Genomic DNA, 20,042 nt, shown 5'->3' with positions numbered 1-20,042 from the left:
GACTGTGGGCTGTGACTTGTGGGCCGTGACTGGAAACGCCGTGCGTGTCACCGTCTCCACCCAGCCTCCAGCAGACGTGTCGGGAGGTATAAGTTTCCGGGCGCACCGATGCTCGGTATGACGCAGTCAGTCCCCGATGCCGCGACGACGGCCGACACCGTCGTCGAGGAAATCCTCTCCGCCGTTGTCGCCGACCGCACCGTGCTCGAAGACATTGTCGCTGGCGTGCTCACCCGCGGCCACGTGCTCTTGGAAGACGTTCCGGGTACCGGAAAGACCCTCACCGCCCGCTCGTTCGCAACGGCACTCGGACTCGAGTTCTCTCGGATTCAGTTCACGCCGGACCTCATGCCCGCGGACGTCACCGGTTCGTACGTCTTCGAGGAGGAGACCGCGGACTTTCACTTCACGCCGGGGCCGGTGTTCGCAAATGTCGTCCTTGCCGACGAGATCAACCGCGCGCCACCGAAGACGCAGTCAGCGTTGCTCGAGGCGATGGAAGAAGGGCAGGTAACGGTCGACGGCGAGACCCACGAGCTTCCAGACCCCTTCATCGTCATCGCGACGCAGAACCCTGTCGAGCAGGAGGGGACCTTCGAACTGCCGGAGGCCCAGCGCGACCGTTTCATGATCAAGACCTCGCTTGGCTATCCCGACGCCGACGGGACACGGGAGCTGATCGACCGCCGTGCCGACCGTGACCGGCCAGATCCGACTGTCGAACCGGTTGTCGACCGCGAGGCAGTTCGCTCGCTCCAGCAGGTGCCCGAAACCGTCACCGTCGAGGGGCCGCTCCGAGAGTACATCGGGAGCCTCTGTCGAGCGACGCGAACCGACGGCCGCGTCGATGTCGGCGTCTCCCCACGTGGCGTCCAGCGACTGTTCGAAGTGAGCCGTGCTCGCGCCGTGCTCGCCGGTCGCGAGTACGTCGTTCCCGACGATGTCAAGCGCATCGCCGCTCCCTCGTTGGCCCATCGTCTCGTCCTCGACCCGGAGGCGAGCATGCAGGGCCTGAGCCGCCGTGCCGTTATTGACAGCGTACTCGATACCGTCGAGGTGCCGGCCATGGAGGCAGATGTCGATACAGAGACCGCAGTAGAGGGTACGGAAACGCCGTCAGCGCAGTAGGACACGAGCGCCGACGACGAGCACACCGAAGCCGACGACGACGCCGACCGTCGCTGGCACGGATAGCGTCGGCTGGAACATCGTCGCGAGCCAGAACCCACACACGGCCGCCACGACGCCACCGCTTGCGACAGCGCCACTCCAGCCGATTCGGACGAGTTGGGGTGTCGGTGACGCACCGATGGGACCGATTTCTCGCGCGAGACTCCGTCCGTGGCGGCCGAGATCGTAACACAGCAGCGCTGCGCCGATCACGACGAACGTCGGCAGTCCGGCCCGGACGGCAGCTAGTCCGGTCCCCGTCAGCTCCTGTTCGGCGAGCACGCCGAGGATGAGACCGCCCGCCGCGAGCGTTGTCGCGACGACGTACGGCGACTTCGACAGTGATCCGTTACCCAGCGCCCCTGCGTGCCAGACGATGACACTCACAATCGCCAGCACGATCATCGTGACGGCGAACAACGCGCCGACCGTCTCGACCGCTGTCGATCCCAGTCGTATCCCGACGCCACCTGCGAGCAGGACGGTCAGTCCTGTTCCGACCGTGGTTCCCACGACGACCGGCACGATCGCAGACGTCTCGCTCGCACCAGTTGTCTGGTCCCAGAACCGGCGGACGACGCCTCCGAGTGCCGCGATGGTGACACCGACGAGCGTGAGGGCGAAGAGTACCCCACGAACGAGATCACTGGCAAGCACCCGTTCGACCAGCCAGCCGACCGGTGGCAAATACCAGCCGATAACGACCAGCGCCGTCCCGCCCACGAGCGTCGCGACCAGAAGCACACCGATCGAACTCGTCAGTGCATACCGTATCGCGGTCGCCTCGTCGCGCCGTCGTGCGGTCGTGAACACTGCGTCCGGAAGCGCCGCGACGGCAGCGACGCCCGCGAGCGCTGTCACGACGAATGCAATGAACAGCCCACCCACTCCGTCACCGGTTTGCCAGAGGAGGGACTCGAGTACACCCTGCCAGCTACCGATGCTCTGAATCGCGAAGACGGCGAGTGCGGCGATGGCGGTGAGCGCAGCGGCGAGGACCATTGCGACTGCAACGCGGTCTCGTGCGACGGTCGAGGACGATCCGAAGAGCGTTCCGCCGACGCCGGCCCCGAGGAAGACGCCAATGACGGTGAGCGCGACGGCTGCTCGCGTGCCCGGCTGGACGACGACCGCGGTAGTCACTAGCGCGAGTGCAGGCACCAACGCTGCAGCGAGTGTGATCTGGCGGTGTGCCCCTTCGAATCGCACAACCGTCCCGCTGAGGGCCAGTCCACAGAGGGCGGCGACGGCGACCGCCGGTTCGACACTCGCCAGCGCGGCGGTCCCCCCAGCGGCAATGACCGCAATCGCGCGTGCAGTCGTCTGTGGGAGGCGCGTGGGCGCGCTCATCGGGGCTGCACCTCCGCGAGTGTCTCCTGCAGGACGAGCCCGATCGGCCGCTCCAGGTCCCAGTCGACGACACGAGCACCCGTTGCCCGCGCCTGGGCGAGTCTGGCGTTGCGGTCGAGCGCTTCGAGTCGGGCTCCAGTCTCGCGTTTCGTGTCCGTTGGTCCGCTCTCGTTGGGAGTCTCGTCTTTCTCGTCCGTACTATCCACCACACTCCCCATCACATCTGGACTCACAACTCGCACCTCGTATCCGACCGTCCGCAGCCGCTCGACGACCGCGAGTGCGTCGTCGTCGACGAACGACGAGAAGAACACCACCTGTGCCTCACCAGGGAGCACCCGCGGAAGGGTCTCGACCGGCGACCCGAACAGTGACTGTATCCAGTCGGCCTTGCTCGTCTGTTGTGTCCGAACGTTCTGTAGGTGCCCTGTGACCCGCCGTCGTGTCTCCGCACTGGTCCCAGGCGAGACGCCGAACACCCGTCGAACGTGTAGCGTCGCCAGGCCGGTCGGATACCCCGCATCGAGCAACGACTCACTTGTCCGTTCTGCCGCACTCGCCGACAGCTCGGCGGCCGACAGCTCGCTCACCACCGATGCTCGCCGTTGACTCGTCCGGTCGTCGACGACACAGACAACCCGTGCCGTCCGCTCTGCCCGGTACTCGACTGTCGCCAACTCCCGCGTCCGTCCGTACCGTCGCCAGTCGATCGACCGTGCCGGATCGCCTGCGGCGTACTCTCGAACCGAGTGGAACTCGACACCGCTCCCGCTCTCGTTCGTCGGCACTTCACCCGCGTACTCGTCGATCCCGCTCGTCAGGGGCACGTCCGCGACCGTCGGCCAGCATCGCATTCGCGTGCCACCCGCGACCGACTTCGTTCGCGTCGCTGCGACCGTCCCCGTTAGATCACGCGCCCGTATCGCCGCGGCACCGAACTCGTGTTCACCCCTGCGCAGTTCGACATCGTACTCGAGTGTCGCTGTCGCCCCGGGTTCGAGTGTCGTCGCCAGTCGCGGCGTGCCGTCGACGACGGGGAGAGCGCCGGGAACGCCGTCGACGACTCGGAGGTCGACGAGCGATGCGTCGCTGGCGTTTTCGACGGTGGTCCGGACGGTGATGGTGTCGCCGGGACCGCTGGTGAGGGTGGTGTCGGCGGTGTCGCTCTCGGTAGCGACAGGGACGCCGCCGTCGGCACTGGTTGCCGTATGGAACGTTCGATGCATCCGAACAGAGAGATCCTGTCGCGTCCGAAACACCGCCGCCGCAACGTAGCAAAGCGGCACCGTCGCCGCGGCGACGAGCACCTGTGCACCCAGGAGCAGCCCCGTCCCTGCGAGTGCGAGCACAGCGAACAGCGCCCACTCACCGCGGTCAACACGATATTGCTCACGTGTGCGATCGTGTGTGGACCCGCGGGTAGGCCCGCGTCCACGTCTCTGGCGGTCTGTGTCTTTCATCTCCCGATTGTGTTCGGTCTCGTTCCTGCGTCCATCGTTGTCGATACTCGTCTCACGCTCATCACGGTCGGTCTCCGCTTTCCGTCCATGCTCATTCTCCATCTCACGCGCATCGTCTTCGACCGTCGCTTCAGTCTCGCTCATCGGTTCACCTCGCCGTCCTCGAACTCCTCGTCCGTCGTGATCGCGGTCGCTGTGCCGGAACGGTCGGTCGTTACAGCGCCGTCGTCGTGGCTGATTGCACTGATTGCCGCAATTGTTCGATCGACCCGGCGGTAGTAGGCGGTGCCAGGATCGACCGCATTTCGGAACTGCTCGCCGAGTGGCTGTGGCTGATCCGCCGAGAGGAACGCTGCAGCGACCCGGTCGTCGGTCCACGTCCCGTTTTCGACCCGCTCGCGGGCTGTCTCGCGATCGAGCCCGCGTCTCGTCCGCACGATGCGAACTGCGTTCTCGGTGAGTCGCGTCCGGATCTCGTAGGCAGAACTGGATGCACTACAGCGATACTGGGCCGTTGCGGCGATCTCGAGGCTGTGTTCCGTGCTGCGGCCGACCGGCTCGAGGTGTCCCGTCTCTCCCTGTTCGGGAGCCGGACCGCGGTGAATCGGTTGTGGCGACACGTAGCTCGTGTTCCACACCCACCAGAGCGTGAGCACGAGCACACCCAGTCCGAACGCGGGGAACAACAGCGCGAACGGATACAGTAGCCCAACGAACTGTGAGCCGACTCCCGGAAGGTACCCACCAAGTGCGATTACTGCGATCGTCCCCAGACTGCCGACGCCGACGAGTCCGATCGCGAGTCGATCAGTATCGATCGCACTCGCTCGCCTTCGCAGCCGACTCCGACTCATTGGTCTTCCCCCTCCTCGTTAGCGCTGTCCGTCTCCTCTGCCCCCGTCGTGTCGGCAGACGCGGCGGTCTCGTCGGGATCGGACTCCATCACGTTCGCCGCCGCAGCGCGCGCACTCAGCACGCGATCGGCTGACGGCTCGCGGTCACCGTACTCGAGTTCCCGGAAGACGGTAGCAAGTCGGCGCATGCTCACGCTGGGATATCCTCGCTCGAGGGCATCGCGGGTGACCTCGCCGGGCGTCTGGGTTTCGCGATTGTGCACCCTGAGTCGGTCGAGGACGGCGTGCCAGATGGCGCGCACTTCGGACCGAGGAGAGCGGGGCTCGAGTGGTTCCTCGCTGTACAGGGACCCGGTAGCGGCTGACTCGGTGTCGGTGTGGTCGTCGGCAGTGTCGTTGTCGGCGTCGTCAGTGTCACGCCTGCGACTGAGAATCGAGCCAAGTCGGCGCTTCCGATCGGACGAACGACCCCAGCTGAGCGACCAGATCGACGGCAGCAGACTGCCGACTGACGGGGTAGACGGGAGGGACGGGACGAGACGCGGCAGTGACCGGCCGAGGTGCCGCAGTGAGAGGAGGCGTTTCAAAGTGGGACCTACCCTGGGCAGGGAGGCGTTTCGCAGACTGTGAGAGATCTTGCCAACGACGGTTGCGAGATCGTCGAATATGCCCGCGAGGCCGACGAAGAGTGCCGAGAGCTGCTGTCGGTTGTGCTTGTGCTTGGACGGAACGACGCGGACGTACGTCACGACCGCACCGAGAACGAATCCGGGGACGATCACGACGAGGGTCGTTAGCCGGAGATAGAGGTCGTCGACGCTCGCCGTCGCGGTCTCCGCACCGACTGTGCTGGTCACGGTCGCCTCGTCGTCGAACGGGAGGCGGATCCGCGCTGTCCCATCGTCACCGGTCGTCGCCGAACTGCCCGACTCAGTGACGACACTCGCGTTCGGGACGCCGGTGCCGTCCGCGGAGACCTGCACCGGGGCCGGCATCCCGGGAAGCAACAGCGGTGAGGCGAACTCGACGGTCGGTTCCTGGACGTCGATCGTTCGCTCGCCACTCACGGGGCCACGTTCGACGCGCACCGTCGTTGGCTCCGCGGTTTCTGGCAGTGGCACGGTCGCCGTTCCGTTTTCGGCGGTCGTTCCAATCTGCTCGTCATCGAGGTAGACCGTTCCGCTCTCGACCGGCGTCGACCCGACAGCCGCCGCGATTTCGAGGTCTCGGTTCGGTGCCGCACCGGGCGCTGGCTCGATAGCCGCGTCCGTCTCGATGTCGACCGTTCGCGACTGGTTCGTCTCGACGACATCGATCGTCATCTCCTCGGCGTATGGGACGGTGATATCGACCCGGCCGTCGTGTTCGGTTTCGCCGGCGCGCTCGCCGTCGACTTCGATCGTCCGGTCAGTGACGGGACTACTATCCGCGATCACGACCGTGAGTTCCCCTCCTGGCTCGGGGTCGCCTTTGAGTTCAATCGCGTGTGATGGGCCAGCGTCTTCGGGCGCTGACTCCGATGAGCTGTCCCCTGTGTCGGAGACGTTGGTAACCATCTCTATCGGATCAGCGGACTCCGCGAGGGTGTCCCAACTCCCGGTCGTCGAGACGTTCTCGTCGCTCCCCGGTGCATCGAGTCGGGGATCGGCTGCCGGGAGCGCGCTGGCGGCCGCGAGCAGGCAGACGAGACAGCCCGCGACGAACAGGAGTCGCCGGGCGTCGCTCACGCCCGTCCCACCCGCGTTCGTGTCTGCTCTTCGTCAGCTGCGAGCGCGGCGAGCCGTTCAACACGCTCGTCGACCGGCGGGTGCGTCTGCGTTTCACCCGCCGTCTCATCGACCGACGACGGCGTCGTTCCGTCGAGCCACGAGCGAACTCGCTGTTCACGATCTTCGTCGTCCGACGCCGCCGAAATCGGCGGTAATGACGACGTTTCGCGGCCGTTCACGAGCTCTGAGGGAACGATACACAACGCGCGGATTTTGGCTGTCCGGAGGTCCGCCGCGGGCGTCTCCGATGCGTCCGTAAGATCGATCAGTGCAGTCGCGAGCGCGAGCGGGTTGCCTGCGATTTCGGCTGCTGCGGCGTCGGCGGCGAACTCCCGTGTCTGAGAGAGCGTTCGCGTCGCCCAGTCGGCCACCCGCGGAAACAGCCAGAGAATCGGCGCGATGAACACCGACGTGAGCGCGACGAGCGGCAGGAACCACGTCAGCGCTGCCCGATCCTGCCCTGAGAGGCTGTCGGGGTTCAACACCGCCCGCCGTGCCACCATCGAGCTGTGATAGACCCGGTCCGTGATCTCCAGAAATAGCGTCGTAACCGTCATCAGGGTCACATCACGGTTTGCGATGTGGCCGATTTCGTGTGCGAGAACGGACTCGAGTTCAGTTGCATCGAGCCGGGCGACAAGTCCCGTCGTGACGACGATGGTCGCGTCGGTGAACCGGCCGATGGTGTAGCAGCTGGGGGTGTCGTCGTCGACGACGCGGATCGTGGGTTCTGGGATGTCGGCGGTCATCGAGAGTCGACGGACGATTCGGTCGACGTTGTGGTCGTCCGTTTCGCTTGTCCCAGCCCCGCTGTCGCCGGTTTGTTGGCCGGCGTGTGCGAGTACTCGCCGGTAGCCGTAGTAGAGCTGGCCGGCGAGAAAGAGGCCGACGAGGAGGAGGGCAGTCGGCCACGAGACGGGAAACTGGAGTAGTGAGAGGGCGAGACGGCCGTCGGAGAGGAGGACAAACGTGCCGCCGACGATCGCCGGGAGCAAGACGCCGTACGCCCACACGACTGCGAGGACGAAGAGGGCGTTTACCGCGACGAAGACGCCGAGGACGGCAGCGATCCGGAGGCGGAGGCGCATGGAGGGATTTCCTGTAGGTTCGCAGTGAATTACCAAAAATGTTGTGTGACGGTCATCTCTGCCTAGAACCGGCGTGCACCGCGGCCGCGATCCGTCGGGCTTTTGGCCGCCCGGATCCGATACCGGTGTACGACGATGGCCCGGTATCACATCGAAACGTACGGCTGTACGTCCAATCGCGGAGAGAGTCGCGAGATCGAGCGACGGCTCCGCGATGCGGGCCACTACCGGGTCGACGGACCAGACGACGCCGACGTCGCCATTCTGAACACCTGCACCGTCGTCGAGAAGACCGAGCGCAACATGCTTCGCCGTGCCGAGGAGCTCTCCGCGGAGACGGCGGACCTCTTCATCACCGGCTGTATGGCCCTCGCGCAGGGCGAGGAGTTCGCACAGGCCGATGTCGACGGCCAGGTGCTTCACTGGGACGAAGTCCCCGAGGCCGTCACCAACGGCGAGTGTCCGACGACGACCCCCGACGCCGAGCCGATTCTCGACGGCGTCGTCGGCATCCTCCCCATCGCCCGGGGCTGTATGTCCGATTGCTCTTACTGTATCACGAAGAAGGCGACCGGCAAGATCGACTCCCCCTCAATCGAGGAAAACGTCGAAAAGGCCCGCGCGCTCATCCACGCCGGCGCGAAGGAAATTCGCATTACCGGCCAGGACACCGGCGTCTACGGCTGGGACGAGGGCGAGCGCAAGCTCCACCGCCTGCTCGAAGACATCTGTGCCATCGAGGGCGACTTCCGCGTCCGCGTCGGCATGGCCAATCCGAAGGGTGTCCACGGCATCCGCGAGGAACTGGCCGACGTGTTCGCCGCCAACGACGAACTCTACAACTTCCTGCACGCCCCCGTCCAGTCCGGCAGCGACGATGTCCTCGGCGACATGCGCCGCCAACACCAGGTGAGCGAGTACCTCGAGGTGATCGAGACGTTCGACGATGTACTCGAGTACTGGACGCTGTCGACGGACTTCATCGTGGGGTTCCCGACGGAGACGGAACACGACCACGAGCAGTCGATGGCGCTGTTGCGCGAGACACGCCCGGAGAAGGTCAACGTCACGCGGTTCTCGAAGCGACCGGGAACCGACGCGGCGGAAATGAAAGGCCTTGGCGGCCAGGTCAAGAAGGACCGGTCGAAGGAGATGAGCGCGGCGAAGCGCGACATCGTTGGCGAGGCCTACGGGGATATGGTCGGCGAGATCCGCGAGGGCGTGCTGGTCGTCGAGGAGGGCACTGCGGACTCCGTGAAGTGCCGTGACGCCGCGTACCGGCAGATCATCGTCCAGAACGCGAGCGAGTACGGCCTCGAGCCCGGCGACTTCGTCGATCTCGAAGTGACGGCCCACGAGACGATGTACGCCTTTGGAACGCCGGTCTGAGCTGGCTCCGATTTGATGCCGTTCAAGAGACGCAGTAACGTCTCCTCGCGAGTCAATGCTGAACGCTGGTGCGGTTTCTCCGCGCTGGCCGCTTTCCACCTGCCACGATGCCCTTCGTGTCGCTTCACGCGATGGGAACCGAACTCGAGTTGGAGTGTGATTGCACACTGGGTGTCTCGGTTGTAGTGGGTACTAATGTTGGCCTTGGTTGGGACCGTCCAAACCGTCAGAGTCTCAGACAGCTGTTAGTATACTTGGGAAGTGCCTAACGGGTGTTTGGAACGTATCCGCCGAGCGCACGCATTCTTGTCCTCTATCATTGAGACCTCACCCAACCCGAAGAAGCAGGATCACAGTTCCCGAATCCACATTTGTGCGTTACAATCTAAGTATTAGAACGCTATCTAACGAAACGCAATCATCAGAACGCCTTACCGTTTTCACTCAATTCATGCCAGAACATATCAACTTGGACGGAAAAAAGCTAGTCGGAATCGAAAACGATGACGGAGCGGTAAGTGCGGACACCGTCTTTCAGTTTGAACAGACCGGAGAACGTATCTACGCTCATAACTGTGGTGGGCAGATCGCGGACGGACATTTAGTTGGAACGTTTGATGAGCAAGAATGGAATATTCGCTACGTTCAGATTACGACGGACGGCGAAACCGCCACTGGCCATTCAGTTGGAACAGCAGAGATTCTTCCTGATGGATGAATACGTGTTGAAGATCGGTGGGAGTGGGAACCAAAGGATGGTAACGGTACCTCCATCCACGAAGAGGTATTGAGGAACGGATGAGCCGGAGCAGTGCAACGCCTGTATCGTCAGTCCAGGCGGTGGTGAACTCGCCATGACGCGCGTGCTCGTTGCGGGAGCGACCGGGTATCTCGGTCGTCACATTGTTGAAACATGTACGAACCGCGGCCACTGGGTGCGAGCACTATCGCGGCCCGGTTCGGTCGAAAAACTTTCGTCCACTGGCACTCATCTTGAGCCGGCCGTTGACTCACATGTGGACGACCTTTTTGTAGGTTCGGCCACCGAGCCCCGATCGCTCGCGGGGCTCTGTGACGACATTGACGTCGTGATCTCCTCGCTTGGGGTAACCCGTCAGTCGGCCAGTCGGTGGGCGGTCGACTACAAGGCTAACCGAACGATACTAGATCTGGCGATGAACGCTGGTGTCGACCAATTTATATTCGTTTCTGTGGCGGAACCGCAACTGTGGGAAGAGTTGATCAAGCCCCGAGAACGCCTAGTTTCGGAACTCGAAGCGGAATCAATCTCCCACGTGATCGTCCGCCCGACAGGTTACTTCTCAGACATGACGGCGGTGCTTCGGATGGCCGAGCGAGGGTTGGTCGTCCTTGTTGGCGACGGACGTGCGCAGGTGAACCCAATCCACGGCAGTGACCTCGCAGCCGTATGTGCTGATGCCATAGCTAGTGACGAGGAAACGATTCACACCGGTGGTCCTGAGACGATGTCGTACAACGAGATCGCAACGGTCGCGTTTGACGCACTGGAACAGTCGAACAGAGTGATCCACATCCCAGAGAGATTCACAAGGGCGACACTGGCGGTGGTTCGTCCGGTCCACTCCCGTTACTACGGCTTAGGTAACGCCTTCACGAACGTCATGACGACTGATGTTATTGCGCCTGAGACTGGAAGTCACCGGCTTGGTGCCTACTACGAGTCGGTGCTCCAGCGCGATGCCCAACGCGATAGATGAACACTGTTCCCTGCTGATTCTCCCAAGTCTGGGTCTCGTATCATTCAAACATACGTAGCTGATGAAGGTGCTCTTTAGAGCGTCTACTGTCTCTGTCTCATCTCTCGAGAGGACGACGAGACTAGCGGAAGTGTACAACAAGTCTGTCCACCACCAGTGGCGGCGCATAGACGGAATCTATCGGCACGCGAGCGGTGGTCCGTGTGAATCGTTCGGAGCGAGCGAACCACTTCGGCACGACCGTCGAGAGACGCACGGCGACACGACGGCTGGTACTGTTTCGTCGTCTACCGACCACATGGCGATCGGGGCTGACGAGCCTCCAGGATAAGATGGTTCGTTCGTGCGACCTTCCGTTACTCTGGTGGCACGGTGGCGGCGATCACCGCAGAACTGAGCAAGCAAAGGTAGCGATTGGTGACATTCTCAGCTCCTGATCTACTTCTCACTTGTGTATAATTAACATTTCAGAAAGGATTTAGTCCCCCTAGCAACTACCACATCTTACCACACAGACATGGTTGAGATTGGTGTAGATGCTCTAGTTGGGATCGCGATAAGTGCGTTCATAGGTTTCCTTTCTATAATCTCCGTATTCCTGTATAGAATGTCGACTAGTCTTAACGGGATTGAAAATGAGTTGGCCAGGATAAATGAAAATCTCGGGAACAAATTAGATAATATTGAAAGAAATACAAGAGAGTCGACGAACCTACTACACCGTTTAGTAGAGAGGTCTCGAGATGACCACAACAACAGGAAAACAGATGGTGGATCCGAAACGGTTGGGACCGGTAATGTAGATACTGGTGGAGACGAAGCGCTAGGTTTGGAGAACGAAGCACAAACTGAGCCAGACGAGACAGATGGGACAGATGAGTCAGACAAAGAAGATGAGATAGATGAGATAGATGAGACAGATGAGACAGATGAGACAGATGAAACAGAAAATGAAGATGGCTTTGAATACATCCCTGGGACAGACGTAATTGATGCCGATGCAAGTACGTCTAACGACGATATTACGAACTTAGATGAAGAAGAAAAACCAGTTGTTGATTTACCCGATCCGAAATATAAAATACTTGAGGACAGGATAGTAGATAACGAGCCCAGAATTGAAATTGATCGAGAAATAGCAGTTCCTGGCTGCAAAGCATCAGGTGTCGGCGGAGTTATCGACGGGAGATCATGGGTTATTTTGCGTGTTTTCCATGAGGATGGAATTCAGTTTGAGACATTTGACTTGGATTTATTATCAGCTGCATTTAGTATGTTTGGTCGGCGAGAATTCGAGGAAAAAATATCAGTAGACACACAACAAGACAAGATTGTGATCTCACTCGCCACTGACGAGATAGATGCTGTTGCTGATTGGATAGTCCTTGCATTAGAGATGTTCGACAAGAATTATGGCTCAAGTGGAAGTGAAATTGCCTGGGAAACTGATGAAAAATCTGCTTAACTTCCTCTGTTGAAGAGCGATCTAATCAGCTGATATCACGGGTTAGAAGGATGAAGTCGAGGAAATCGAGGTGGATATGGAAATCGATATCCTCGACTTCGTTGAGCAGTGTCGAGACCTAGCCAAACAAGCGTTGGGGAAGCACGCGGGTTCGCCCGCTGGGTACATGTCGTTTTGCACTGTTTTCGGCTCGAAGAGGACATAGCTACCGTGAAACGCCGAACCGGCTGAAGTACATGTCTGAGGTTCGTGACGTACTTGGCCTAGATCAGGACGAGCTGCCGGATTACAGCACGATCTACAAGTCGTTCGATCGGCTGAAAATGTGGGTGTGGCGGGCGTTGCTGCGCGTTTCAGCGCAACAACACCCGCAGTCTGGACACGTCGCTCTCGACAGTACGTTCTTCGATCGACGCGCTGCTTCATCGTACTACCGCCAGCGATCCGGGAATAGCGTTCAGACGCTGAAAGTGACGACACTGACGGCAGTGTCTAGTTAGGCCAGTTTGAGAAGTGAGCAGGTCGTAGAGTTAGTTTGGAACAATGCTCGTAGACCTGCTCAGCGAGAGCTANGGCAGTGTCTAGTTAGGCCAGTTTGAGAAGTGAGCAGGTCGTAGAGTTAGTTTGGAACAATGCTCGTAGACCTGCTCAGCGAGAGCTACGCGGCGGAATTTGATGAATGTTGGGAGCGTGAGCGGACGGCGACGCCCGTCAGGGGGTTCGCCGTCCGTCTCCACGCGACCGGTTGTTCTCTTCGAGAGACACAAGCAATTCTTCGCTTGATCGGTGTGGAACGCTCCCATCAAGCGATCTGGAACTGGGTACATCGGCTGGCTGACAGCGTTCCAGACCCGCCGACGGCGAAGCCGTCGCGGGTCGCCATTGATGAAACCGCTGTCAGGATTAACGGAGACTGGTCTTGGGTATACGCTGCAATAGACTTGGACTCAAAACTAATTCTCGATGTCGCAGTGTTCGGACGTCGAGGCACCGATCCAGCTGCTGCGTTTCTGCATCGGTTGACCGAGAAACATGATCTATCCAATACCGTGTTTCTCGCTGATGGCTATGGATATCTGACTGCCCTCTCTCGATTAGGATTGAGCGGTCAGCTCGACTACGTTGATCGAAACCTGATCGAAAAGTGGTTTCACACCTTGAAGATGAGAGTTGACCGCTTCCATAACTCGTGGGTGGGCAGTCGGGCGAGCGTCAGAGAATGGCTTGAGCAGTTTGTACACTACTACAACACACAACGACCACATCAATCACTCAACGGACAGACGCCAGCGGAGGTGCTAAACTAGACAGTGCCNGTTTGTACACTACTACAACACACAACGACCACATCAATCACTCAACGGACAGACGCCAGCGGAGGTGCTAAACTAGACAGTGCCTACCGAACGATTCTGTATCCAAAACGACAGCTGTCTTGTATCTCGATCCAGAATTCACAGCCCGGCGAGGGTTCACCGATGACTGAGACGTTCGTTATCGTCGGTGGTGATGCAGCGGGAATGTCCGCCGCGAGCAAAGCGAAACGCGAGGACCCTGATCTGGAAGTTGTCGTTTTCGAGAAGGGGCAGTGGGTGTCTTACGGTGCCTGCGGGTTGCCATATTACGTCAAAGGCGAGATCCAGTCGCTCGAACACCTCGTTTCGGTGACACCAGAGGAATTTCGCGAAGAACGCGACATCGACCTCCGGACGGGACACGAGGCCGTCGCGATCGATCCCGACGACAAAACGGTCACGGCCGAATCCGATGGGGGACGGACAGTCCAGCCATACGACCAGTTGCTGATCGCGACGGGATCGGAGTCGGTAGTGCCGCCGATCGATGGCACGGACCTCGAGGGCGTGTACACGCTGGGATCGATGAGCGACGGGAAGGAACTCCGCGAATACGTCGCGAGGGCACGAGACGGAGGCACGCTTCAACAGCCCGACAGAGGGCCGGCCTGTCGATACCTCGAAGACTGTGCCGGACCAGTCGGGATCGTTGGCGGCGGCTACATCGGCGTCGAAATGGCCGAAGCGCTGGCCGCGAACGGGTTCGAAGTCAACCTGTTCCAGCGTGGCGATCGCGTGCTGAAGGGGTTCAGTGATGCGACGAGCGATGCCGTCGCGGACCACCTCCGGGAGCAAGACGTTGCGTTACACCTCGGAGCCGACGTACAGACGCTTTCGGGCGATGACCGTATCGAAGCCGTCGTCACCGACGACGACCGGATTGCGGTCGAGATGGCGCTGCTCGGAACCGGTGTCCGACCGCGAACGGGGCTCGCCGAGGACGCTGGCATCGAACTCGGTGAGACTGGCGCAATAGCGACCGATACATATCGAGAGACGAACGCTCCCGACATCTATGCAGCGGGCGACTGCGCCGAGTCAACCCACGTCGTCACGGACGAACCAGCGTACGTCCCGCTCGCACTGACTGCCAACCGCCACGGTCGTGCAGTCGGCCAGACGGTCACCGGACAGCCGACCGACGGCGGTGCGATCGCCGGCACGGCGGCCGTCAAGGCGTTCGACGTTGAAGCGGCGCGGACCGGACTTCTGGACCACGATGACGCTCGAGCGGCCGGCTTCGACCCGGTGAGCGAAACCATTACGGCGAACTCCCGTGCGGGCTACTATCCGGAGGGCGGGACGGTGACGATCACGCTGACCGCCGACCGCGAGACGGGACGCGTCCTCGGTGCGAGTCTCGTCAGCAAGTTCGGCGAGGGGGCCGTCCACCGTAGCCACGCGATCGTCGCGGCGCTTACGGAGGCAGCGATCGTCTCCGACCTCGAGAACTACGACCTCGCGTACGCCCCACCGTTCAACACGACGTGGGATCCGGTGCTCGTCGCCGCGAAGGTGCTCTCCGGACACGTGCAGTAACTTGGTACTATGCTGCGAGAAACGCCTCGAGATGCTCGAGATAGGCTGCCGACCGATCTTCCGGCACCCAGTGATTCGAATCGTTCAGGCCGACGAGATCGGCGTTCGGGATGTCGTCTTCGAGGGTCGTGCTGGCTCGTCAACGCCCTTGCGCTCTCCGGACGCGTAGACGATGCACGATCTCGATTCGAAGCGTTACTCGAGTACCTGAGTCCGCTCGGACTCGTCGCCGAGGAGATAGACGCGGAAACCGGGGCGCACCTCGGGAATTTCCCGCAGGCGTTCAGTCACATCGGAATCGTCAACAGTGCCCTGTACCTCGGATACGCTCTCGGGAACGGGACGCCAGGTCCGGCACCGATGGGAATCCGACTCGGAAAGCCAATCGTGAACGGCACACACAGCCAGTAGCCTCGAGACTACTTACCGGTACTTTCGGACGAATAATCTGTTCCGTCCGCTCCTGATAATCAGTCCCCTTCCGCACTCGAGTGCGCACCAGCCTGTCGTCGCAACGCGTCGGCAATCGCGGGGACGTCAGCCTGCGTCACGCGACCGTCCGTCTCGAGTTCATCGAGGGATTTCGGAAACGCGCGGAGACTCTTGTGGAGTGTGAGCCCCGCTTTCGCACCCTGTCCCATCGCGACCGGGACCTGATTGTGCCCAGGTGTGAGGTCGCCGACGGCGTAGAGGCCGTCGACCGACGTTCGACCGTGATCGTCGACGACAACCGTCCCGTCATCGTTCAGTTCGGCGTCAAGTGACACCGCCAGATCGTTGTTGTACTCGGCACCGTACATCGCGAACCCGCCTCGATAGTCGCGAGCTGCCCCGTTTTCGAACTTCAGTGCCTCGAGCCAGCCGCCCTCACCGTTTCGGACGCCGGTGACCTCCTCGTGAACGATGTCGACGGGGTGTTCCGAAAGCAGTGCGTCCGTCTCGTCGCTCCACGTTGGCTCCGCACCGCGAAGGAGCAGATCGACGTCGGATGTGAAATTCAGCATGATCATAGCGACGTATGCGGCGCTGTCGCCGTGGCCCATCACGTACACCGGCTCGTCGACGAACATGTACGCGTCGCAGTGAAGGCAGTAGTGCAGTCCGCGCCCGGTTCGTGGCAAGGGCGGCTCGGGACGTGCGTCGGAGAAGCCGGTCGCAAGGACGACGCGGTCCGCGAGGACTGATCCGTCAGTCGTCTCAACTTCGAACGCCTCTCCGTGGCGGTCGATAGCCGTCACGAACTCGCGGCGGTACGCCCCGCCGTACGATCGGAGCTGATCGCGTGCCGTCTCGAGGAACTCGTTTCCGGAGACGGATTCGGGAACGCCGATGACGTTGTGCGTGTCCTGCATCATCGCCGCACGGCCGCCGCCGCGGTCGAACACCGCGGTTTCGTGGCCGAGACGGGCCCCGTAGAGGGCAGTCGTTAGGCCTGCCGGGCCGCCGCCAACGACGACGATGTCGTAGCGTTGTTCGTCCGACTGAGTGGCGGCTGCCGTCACGATATGATCACCATGTGTTACCCAGTTACCCTTGGTTAGCTATAAGAGTCAGCTAACTGGTTCGTGACCGGATTACTGGATGGTGAGTTGTGTTCAGCCACTGTTGCTCGGGTTCGCCGACGCGTTCGACGAATGCCGTTTCTGTCGCATCGACATCAACCCTCGTCTAACAGCTATAGTAGCTACTGCAAGTCACTGCACACCTGATCGACCGACAGCTGTACGATCAGTGTGTAAATAGTTGTAGTTGTTACTATAGATGAACTCTGCACACAACTTGAGGGTCAATCACTACTCGAAATCAGAAAATAAGGAGTATAAGCGTAGTATCCCAAAAACACGTTGGCTCAGAACCGTGCAGTTTCTGGATGGGCCCTGACGGGGATTATCCAGAATCTTCGGGACTCTCAGCCAGCTGTTCGTAGACGCGAAAAGCGCTAAGAGTAGCGTTTAGAACTCGCTGTCTTCGGCCTTCAGTGAGAGACCATGACAGACAACCTCGAACCACTCGCCCCAGCAGAGGCGATGCAGATGTATCTCAACGAACGAAGCCACGAACTCGCGGACGCGACGATCCAGTCTCACCGGTATCGTCTCAAGCAGTTCGTCCAGTGGTGTGAACAGGACGGTATCGACAATCTCAACGAGTTCGGCGGGCGAGATATCCATCGCTTCCGCGTCAAACGACGAAACGAAGATGAGCTCGCAACAGCCAGCATGAAAGGGCAACTCGCAACCTTGCGAATGTTCCTCCGCTTCTGTGCGACGATCGATGCAGTAGAGCAAGGGCTCGACGAGAAGATCATCCTTCCGACCACGACCGAAGCCGATGCTCGATCCGAGTTGCTGAATCCGGATCGTGCCCAGCAGATCTTAGAATTTCTCGATCAATACCGATACGCGCGCTTAGAACACGCATTGATGGAAGTTCTCTGGCACACGGGACTTCGTATCGGCGCAGCAATTGGGCTCGATATTGAAGACTACAACGCTGACGAGCAGTATCTCACACTCGTTCATCGGCCTGAGGAGGGGACTTCTCTCAAGAACGGGCGAAAGAGCGAACGACTCGTCGCACTGAGTGACCCAGTCTGCGAGGTATTAGATGACTGGCTCTCGGTCAATCATCCGGGCGTCGTTGATCAGTACGACCGAAAGCCGCTGTTTGCGACGAAAATCGATCGCTTGAGTCGGACCCGTGGTCGGACGATCGTCTATCAGTACACGCGCCCGTGCGTCTACACTGATAGCTGCCCTCATGATCGGAATCTCAACAGTTGTGACGCGCTACCTACCGAGCGCTCGCATGCCTGTCCTTCCTCGTTGAGTCCTCATCCAGTTCGACGAGGTGCGATCACTCATTTTCTCAAATCTGACGTTCCTGAGAACGTCGTGAGTGATCGGATGGACGCCAGCGAGACTGTTCTGGACCGCCACTATGACCAGCGGTCAGAACGCGAAAAGCTTCGACAGCGACGTCGTTATCTCCCACATTGAAAAAGAACAAATACTATTGAACAATCATTCCACACATAGTAATGTTATCTAAACATAATAAATTCTTGATCATTCCGAGACTTGAGGAGATAGCACTTGAGGAACCCATAAAATGCTACGCAGGATTTGTAATTACGGTCGTTGTGGTAAGTTTTATAGCATATATTTTGGGGAAGTTGCTTGGCTTGACCATTGGTCTGGAACAAGCGTTCAATTTGTTACTTACATTAGCGTCAATTCAGCTCATAACACTATCCATTCTATTTTCGCTCATTATTTTGGGTGTTCAGAATGTAAGTAATAATCTAGAATCGTCACTGTCTAGAAGAATCTTCAGCGTTCCCATATTAAGATTGACTATCGTTATGATTGTGACAGCAACAGTGTTTGAACTTCTAACTTATAGTTTCATCCAGAATTTTCAGAGAGTATATCAGGAACTTATTTTAACAATCGTTCTATCACTAGGCTTTTTAACTTTATTTTTACTATTAGCTAGTCTGTCAACTTTCCCCCGACTGATTTCGATTAGGGGGTATATTGAGAGTACTAATGCTCTGGTAGATAATGAAACAGCGATAGATGAAACAACGAAAGGTACCCAAAATGCAATAAACCGAAACGATATCGACACAGGAAGACGGCTATTATTAGCACATAGGCCATTGGCCAAATCAGTCGTATCTGAGAGCGGTCATCAACCTTGGGAGATATCCTCGAACGTTGACAGGCTAATTCTAACTAGAATACCGGGATTAGTGAAGTTGACCATTGATAATGAGGCTGAAGAGTTACATATGTATCTTAGAGACATTGTTCTAACCGCTGCAGTTGAAGGTACATGTCATGATTCTGTGTCAATCCTACAGTCAACCTCAAAGTCGATAAGCAGAATTGATACTGTTTTTCATTCACAATCAGGTAACTTTGGTAATTGGATAGTGTACATGGACATATATTATGAAGCGGTTGATGAACTCCAAAGAAATGATTTAGAGTCCGTGTCAAAGAGTACTATTATTTCTTTATCCCACTTCCCTATTAAAACACTGCAAGACTCCTCTTTTGGGAAGAGAGATCCGGAGAATTTCACATACATTTCAAGCACTCTGGTTTCCACGTATGAAGGTATTTATCGGATTCTCTCAGAGAATTATAATTTACCAACAATACCACTTCCAGATCAAAATAGCAATGGAATGAAAATCACATCGGGGGTTGAGTCGGAGAGCGACCGTCTAAAACAAGTCCAGGAAAATCTACTAAGTGCTATAGTATGGATTTATGATGAATCATTGGAGTTCGATTCATCAATTGACCTTCATCTCTCGCTGAGTTCTGCCCTTTCAGATTTATGCGAAGCAGTATATCTAAACTGTGATAAGGAATCTGGACTACGATTAATTGCTTTATATCTTGAAACAGCATACCTATTCTCAGAAGTAGAACAGTACGGCGATTCCAATTGGGATTTATGGTTCAATAGTATGAATCGCACTATTAATTCTTATGGTAAAGATAATCCATTTCTACTAGAAGAAATATTTGAATGGTATGTTGAAAGGGATAATGAATTGCAATACTATAGTTTTGACATTATAGATGGAGATGCAGAACCATCTGATGAGTTTGAAATTTGGCTGAGTAACTTTATTCTTGAGATACTTAATCAATAGCGGTGACTATCCATAATCATCTACCATATTGACGTTCTTCCGATTAAGTGTTGAAGGCACATCAAAACGGTAGAGCGGCCGCGCAATCATTCCAGTATTGATCGACCCCTATTCACCGGCTTCCCCACCCGTAAGCAGCAGCGTTTCCCTGCATACCACGCGTAGGCCACCAGAAATATTCCCCGTTGT

The 20,042-nt window shown here is 58.6% G+C and carries 16 protein-coding genes and 4 pseudogenes; 14 read left to right on the top strand and 6 right to left on the bottom strand.

The genetic code is table 11. The annotated features are described in order from the left end of the window. Positions 1-108: 108 nt before the first annotated feature. Positions 109-1,128, top strand: a complete 1,020-nt coding sequence (locus tag C482_RS00300; RefSeq protein ID WP_006165267.1) for an AAA family ATPase — start codon at positions 109-111, stop codon at positions 1,126-1,128. Here C482_RS00300 and C482_RS00295 read toward each other — a convergent pair. Genes C482_RS00295 through C482_RS00275 form a run of 5 tightly spaced genes read right to left on the bottom strand, consistent with a single transcriptional unit; the run spans position 1,117 to position 7,691 of the window. Further along, a complete protein-coding gene (locus C482_RS00295) occupies positions 1,117-2,520 on the bottom strand; it encodes a hypothetical protein (RefSeq protein ID WP_006165263.1) in 1,404 nt (467 codons plus the stop codon). The genes C482_RS00300 and C482_RS00295 overlap by 12 nt on opposite strands. After that, positions 2,517-4,124, bottom strand: coding sequence for a DUF58 domain-containing protein (locus C482_RS00290; protein ID WP_006165261.1), 1,608 nt, complete (start codon positions 4,122-4,124; stop codon positions 2,517-2,519). The genes C482_RS00295 and C482_RS00290 overlap by 4 nt, the downstream gene beginning before the upstream one ends. Continuing rightward, on the bottom strand, positions 4,121-4,834 hold the full coding sequence (locus C482_RS00285; RefSeq protein ID WP_006165260.1) for a DUF7269 family protein: 714 nt from the start codon (positions 4,832-4,834) through the stop codon (positions 4,121-4,123). The genes C482_RS00290 and C482_RS00285 overlap by 4 nt, the downstream gene beginning before the upstream one ends. Next, positions 4,831-6,561: a DUF4129 domain-containing protein gene (locus C482_RS00280; protein WP_006165258.1), complete on the bottom strand. Its 1,731-nt coding sequence runs from the start codon at positions 6,559-6,561 to the stop codon at positions 4,831-4,833. The genes C482_RS00285 and C482_RS00280 overlap by 4 nt, the downstream gene beginning before the upstream one ends. Further along, positions 6,558-7,691: a M48 family metallopeptidase gene (locus tag C482_RS00275; protein WP_006165256.1), complete on the bottom strand. Its 1,134-nt coding sequence runs from the start codon at positions 7,689-7,691 to the stop codon at positions 6,558-6,560. The genes C482_RS00280 and C482_RS00275 overlap by 4 nt, the downstream gene beginning before the upstream one ends. 135 nt (positions 7,692-7,826) lie before the next feature. Between C482_RS00275 and C482_RS00270 the strand changes: the two genes are divergently transcribed. The 11 genes and pseudogenes from C482_RS00270 to C482_RS22135 all read left to right on the top strand — a co-directional run. Continuing rightward, positions 7,827-9,080, top strand: coding sequence for a tRNA (N(6)-L-threonylcarbamoyladenosine(37)-C(2))-methylthiotransferase (locus C482_RS00270; RefSeq protein WP_006165254.1), 1,254 nt, complete (start codon positions 7,827-7,829; stop codon positions 9,078-9,080). A gap of 451 nt (positions 9,081-9,531) precedes the next feature. Continuing rightward, positions 9,532-9,798 carry a hypothetical protein gene (locus tag C482_RS00265; protein ID WP_241431852.1) on the top strand — a complete coding sequence of 89 codons (267 nt, stop codon included), beginning with the start codon at positions 9,532-9,534 and terminating at the stop codon, positions 9,796-9,798. A gap of 136 nt (positions 9,799-9,934) precedes the next feature. Continuing rightward, positions 9,935-10,819 carry an SDR family oxidoreductase gene (locus tag C482_RS00260; protein WP_049896358.1) on the top strand — a complete coding sequence of 295 codons (885 nt, stop codon included), beginning with the start codon at positions 9,935-9,937 and terminating at the stop codon, positions 10,817-10,819. 255 nt (positions 10,820-11,074) lie between these two features. Beyond that, positions 11,075-11,256 (top strand): annotated as a pseudogene (locus C482_RS22140) (hypothetical protein); the annotation flags it as partial. Between the two features lie 80 nt (positions 11,257-11,336). Beyond that, positions 11,337-12,284 (top strand): hypothetical protein, encoded by a 948-nt coding sequence (locus C482_RS00250; RefSeq protein ID WP_006165251.1) that lies wholly within the window; start codon positions 11,337-11,339, stop codon positions 12,282-12,284. Between the two features lie 76 nt (positions 12,285-12,360). Then, a pseudogene (locus C482_RS00245) lies at positions 12,361-12,781 on the top strand (IS5/IS1182 family transposase); the annotation flags it as partial. A gap of 135 nt (positions 12,782-12,916) precedes the next feature. After that, positions 12,917-13,591, top strand: coding sequence for an IS6 family transposase (locus C482_RS00240; protein WP_006165248.1), 675 nt, complete (start codon positions 12,917-12,919; stop codon positions 13,589-13,591). 10 nt (positions 13,592-13,601) lie between these two features. Beyond that, a pseudogene (locus tag C482_RS20120) lies at positions 13,602-13,676 on the top strand (integrase core domain-containing protein); the annotation flags it as partial. 86 nt (positions 13,677-13,762) lie between these two features. Next, positions 13,763-15,178 (top strand): FAD-dependent oxidoreductase, encoded by a 1,416-nt coding sequence (locus tag C482_RS00235; protein WP_006165246.1) that lies wholly within the window; start codon positions 13,763-13,765, stop codon positions 15,176-15,178. Positions 15,179-15,209: 31 nt separating this feature from the next. Beyond that, a complete protein-coding gene (locus tag C482_RS21970) occupies positions 15,210-15,347 on the top strand; it encodes a hypothetical protein (protein ID WP_162530998.1) in 138 nt (45 codons plus the stop codon). Beyond that, positions 15,305-15,589, top strand: a pseudogene (locus C482_RS22135) (glycoside hydrolase family 15 protein); the annotation flags it as partial. The gene C482_RS21970 and the pseudogene C482_RS22135, both read left to right, overlap by 43 nt. Positions 15,590-15,648: 59 nt before the next feature. Here C482_RS22135 and C482_RS00230 read toward each other — a convergent pair. Next, positions 15,649-16,680, bottom strand: a complete 1,032-nt coding sequence (locus C482_RS00230; RefSeq protein ID WP_006165244.1) for an NAD(P)/FAD-dependent oxidoreductase — start codon at positions 16,678-16,680, stop codon at positions 15,649-15,651. 486 nt (positions 16,681-17,166) lie between these two features. Between C482_RS00230 and C482_RS00225 the strand changes: the two genes are divergently transcribed. Both C482_RS00225 and C482_RS20925 read left to right on the top strand, forming a co-directional pair. Then, a complete protein-coding gene (locus C482_RS00225) occupies positions 17,167-18,177 on the top strand; it encodes a tyrosine-type recombinase/integrase (RefSeq protein ID WP_006165242.1) in 1,011 nt (336 codons plus the stop codon). Between the two features lie 41 nt (positions 18,178-18,218). Next, positions 18,219-19,853 (top strand): hypothetical protein, encoded by a 1,635-nt coding sequence (locus tag C482_RS20925; RefSeq protein ID WP_152421939.1) that lies wholly within the window; start codon positions 18,219-18,221, stop codon positions 19,851-19,853. The last annotated feature ends 189 nt before the right edge of the window (positions 19,854-20,042 follow it).

The organism is Natrialba chahannaoensis JCM 10990 (genome assembly GCF_000337135.1).
GTDB lineage: Archaea > Halobacteriota > Halobacteria > Halobacteriales > Natrialbaceae > Natrialba > Natrialba chahannaoensis.
This window is presented reverse-complemented; position numbering and strand designations above follow the sequence as displayed.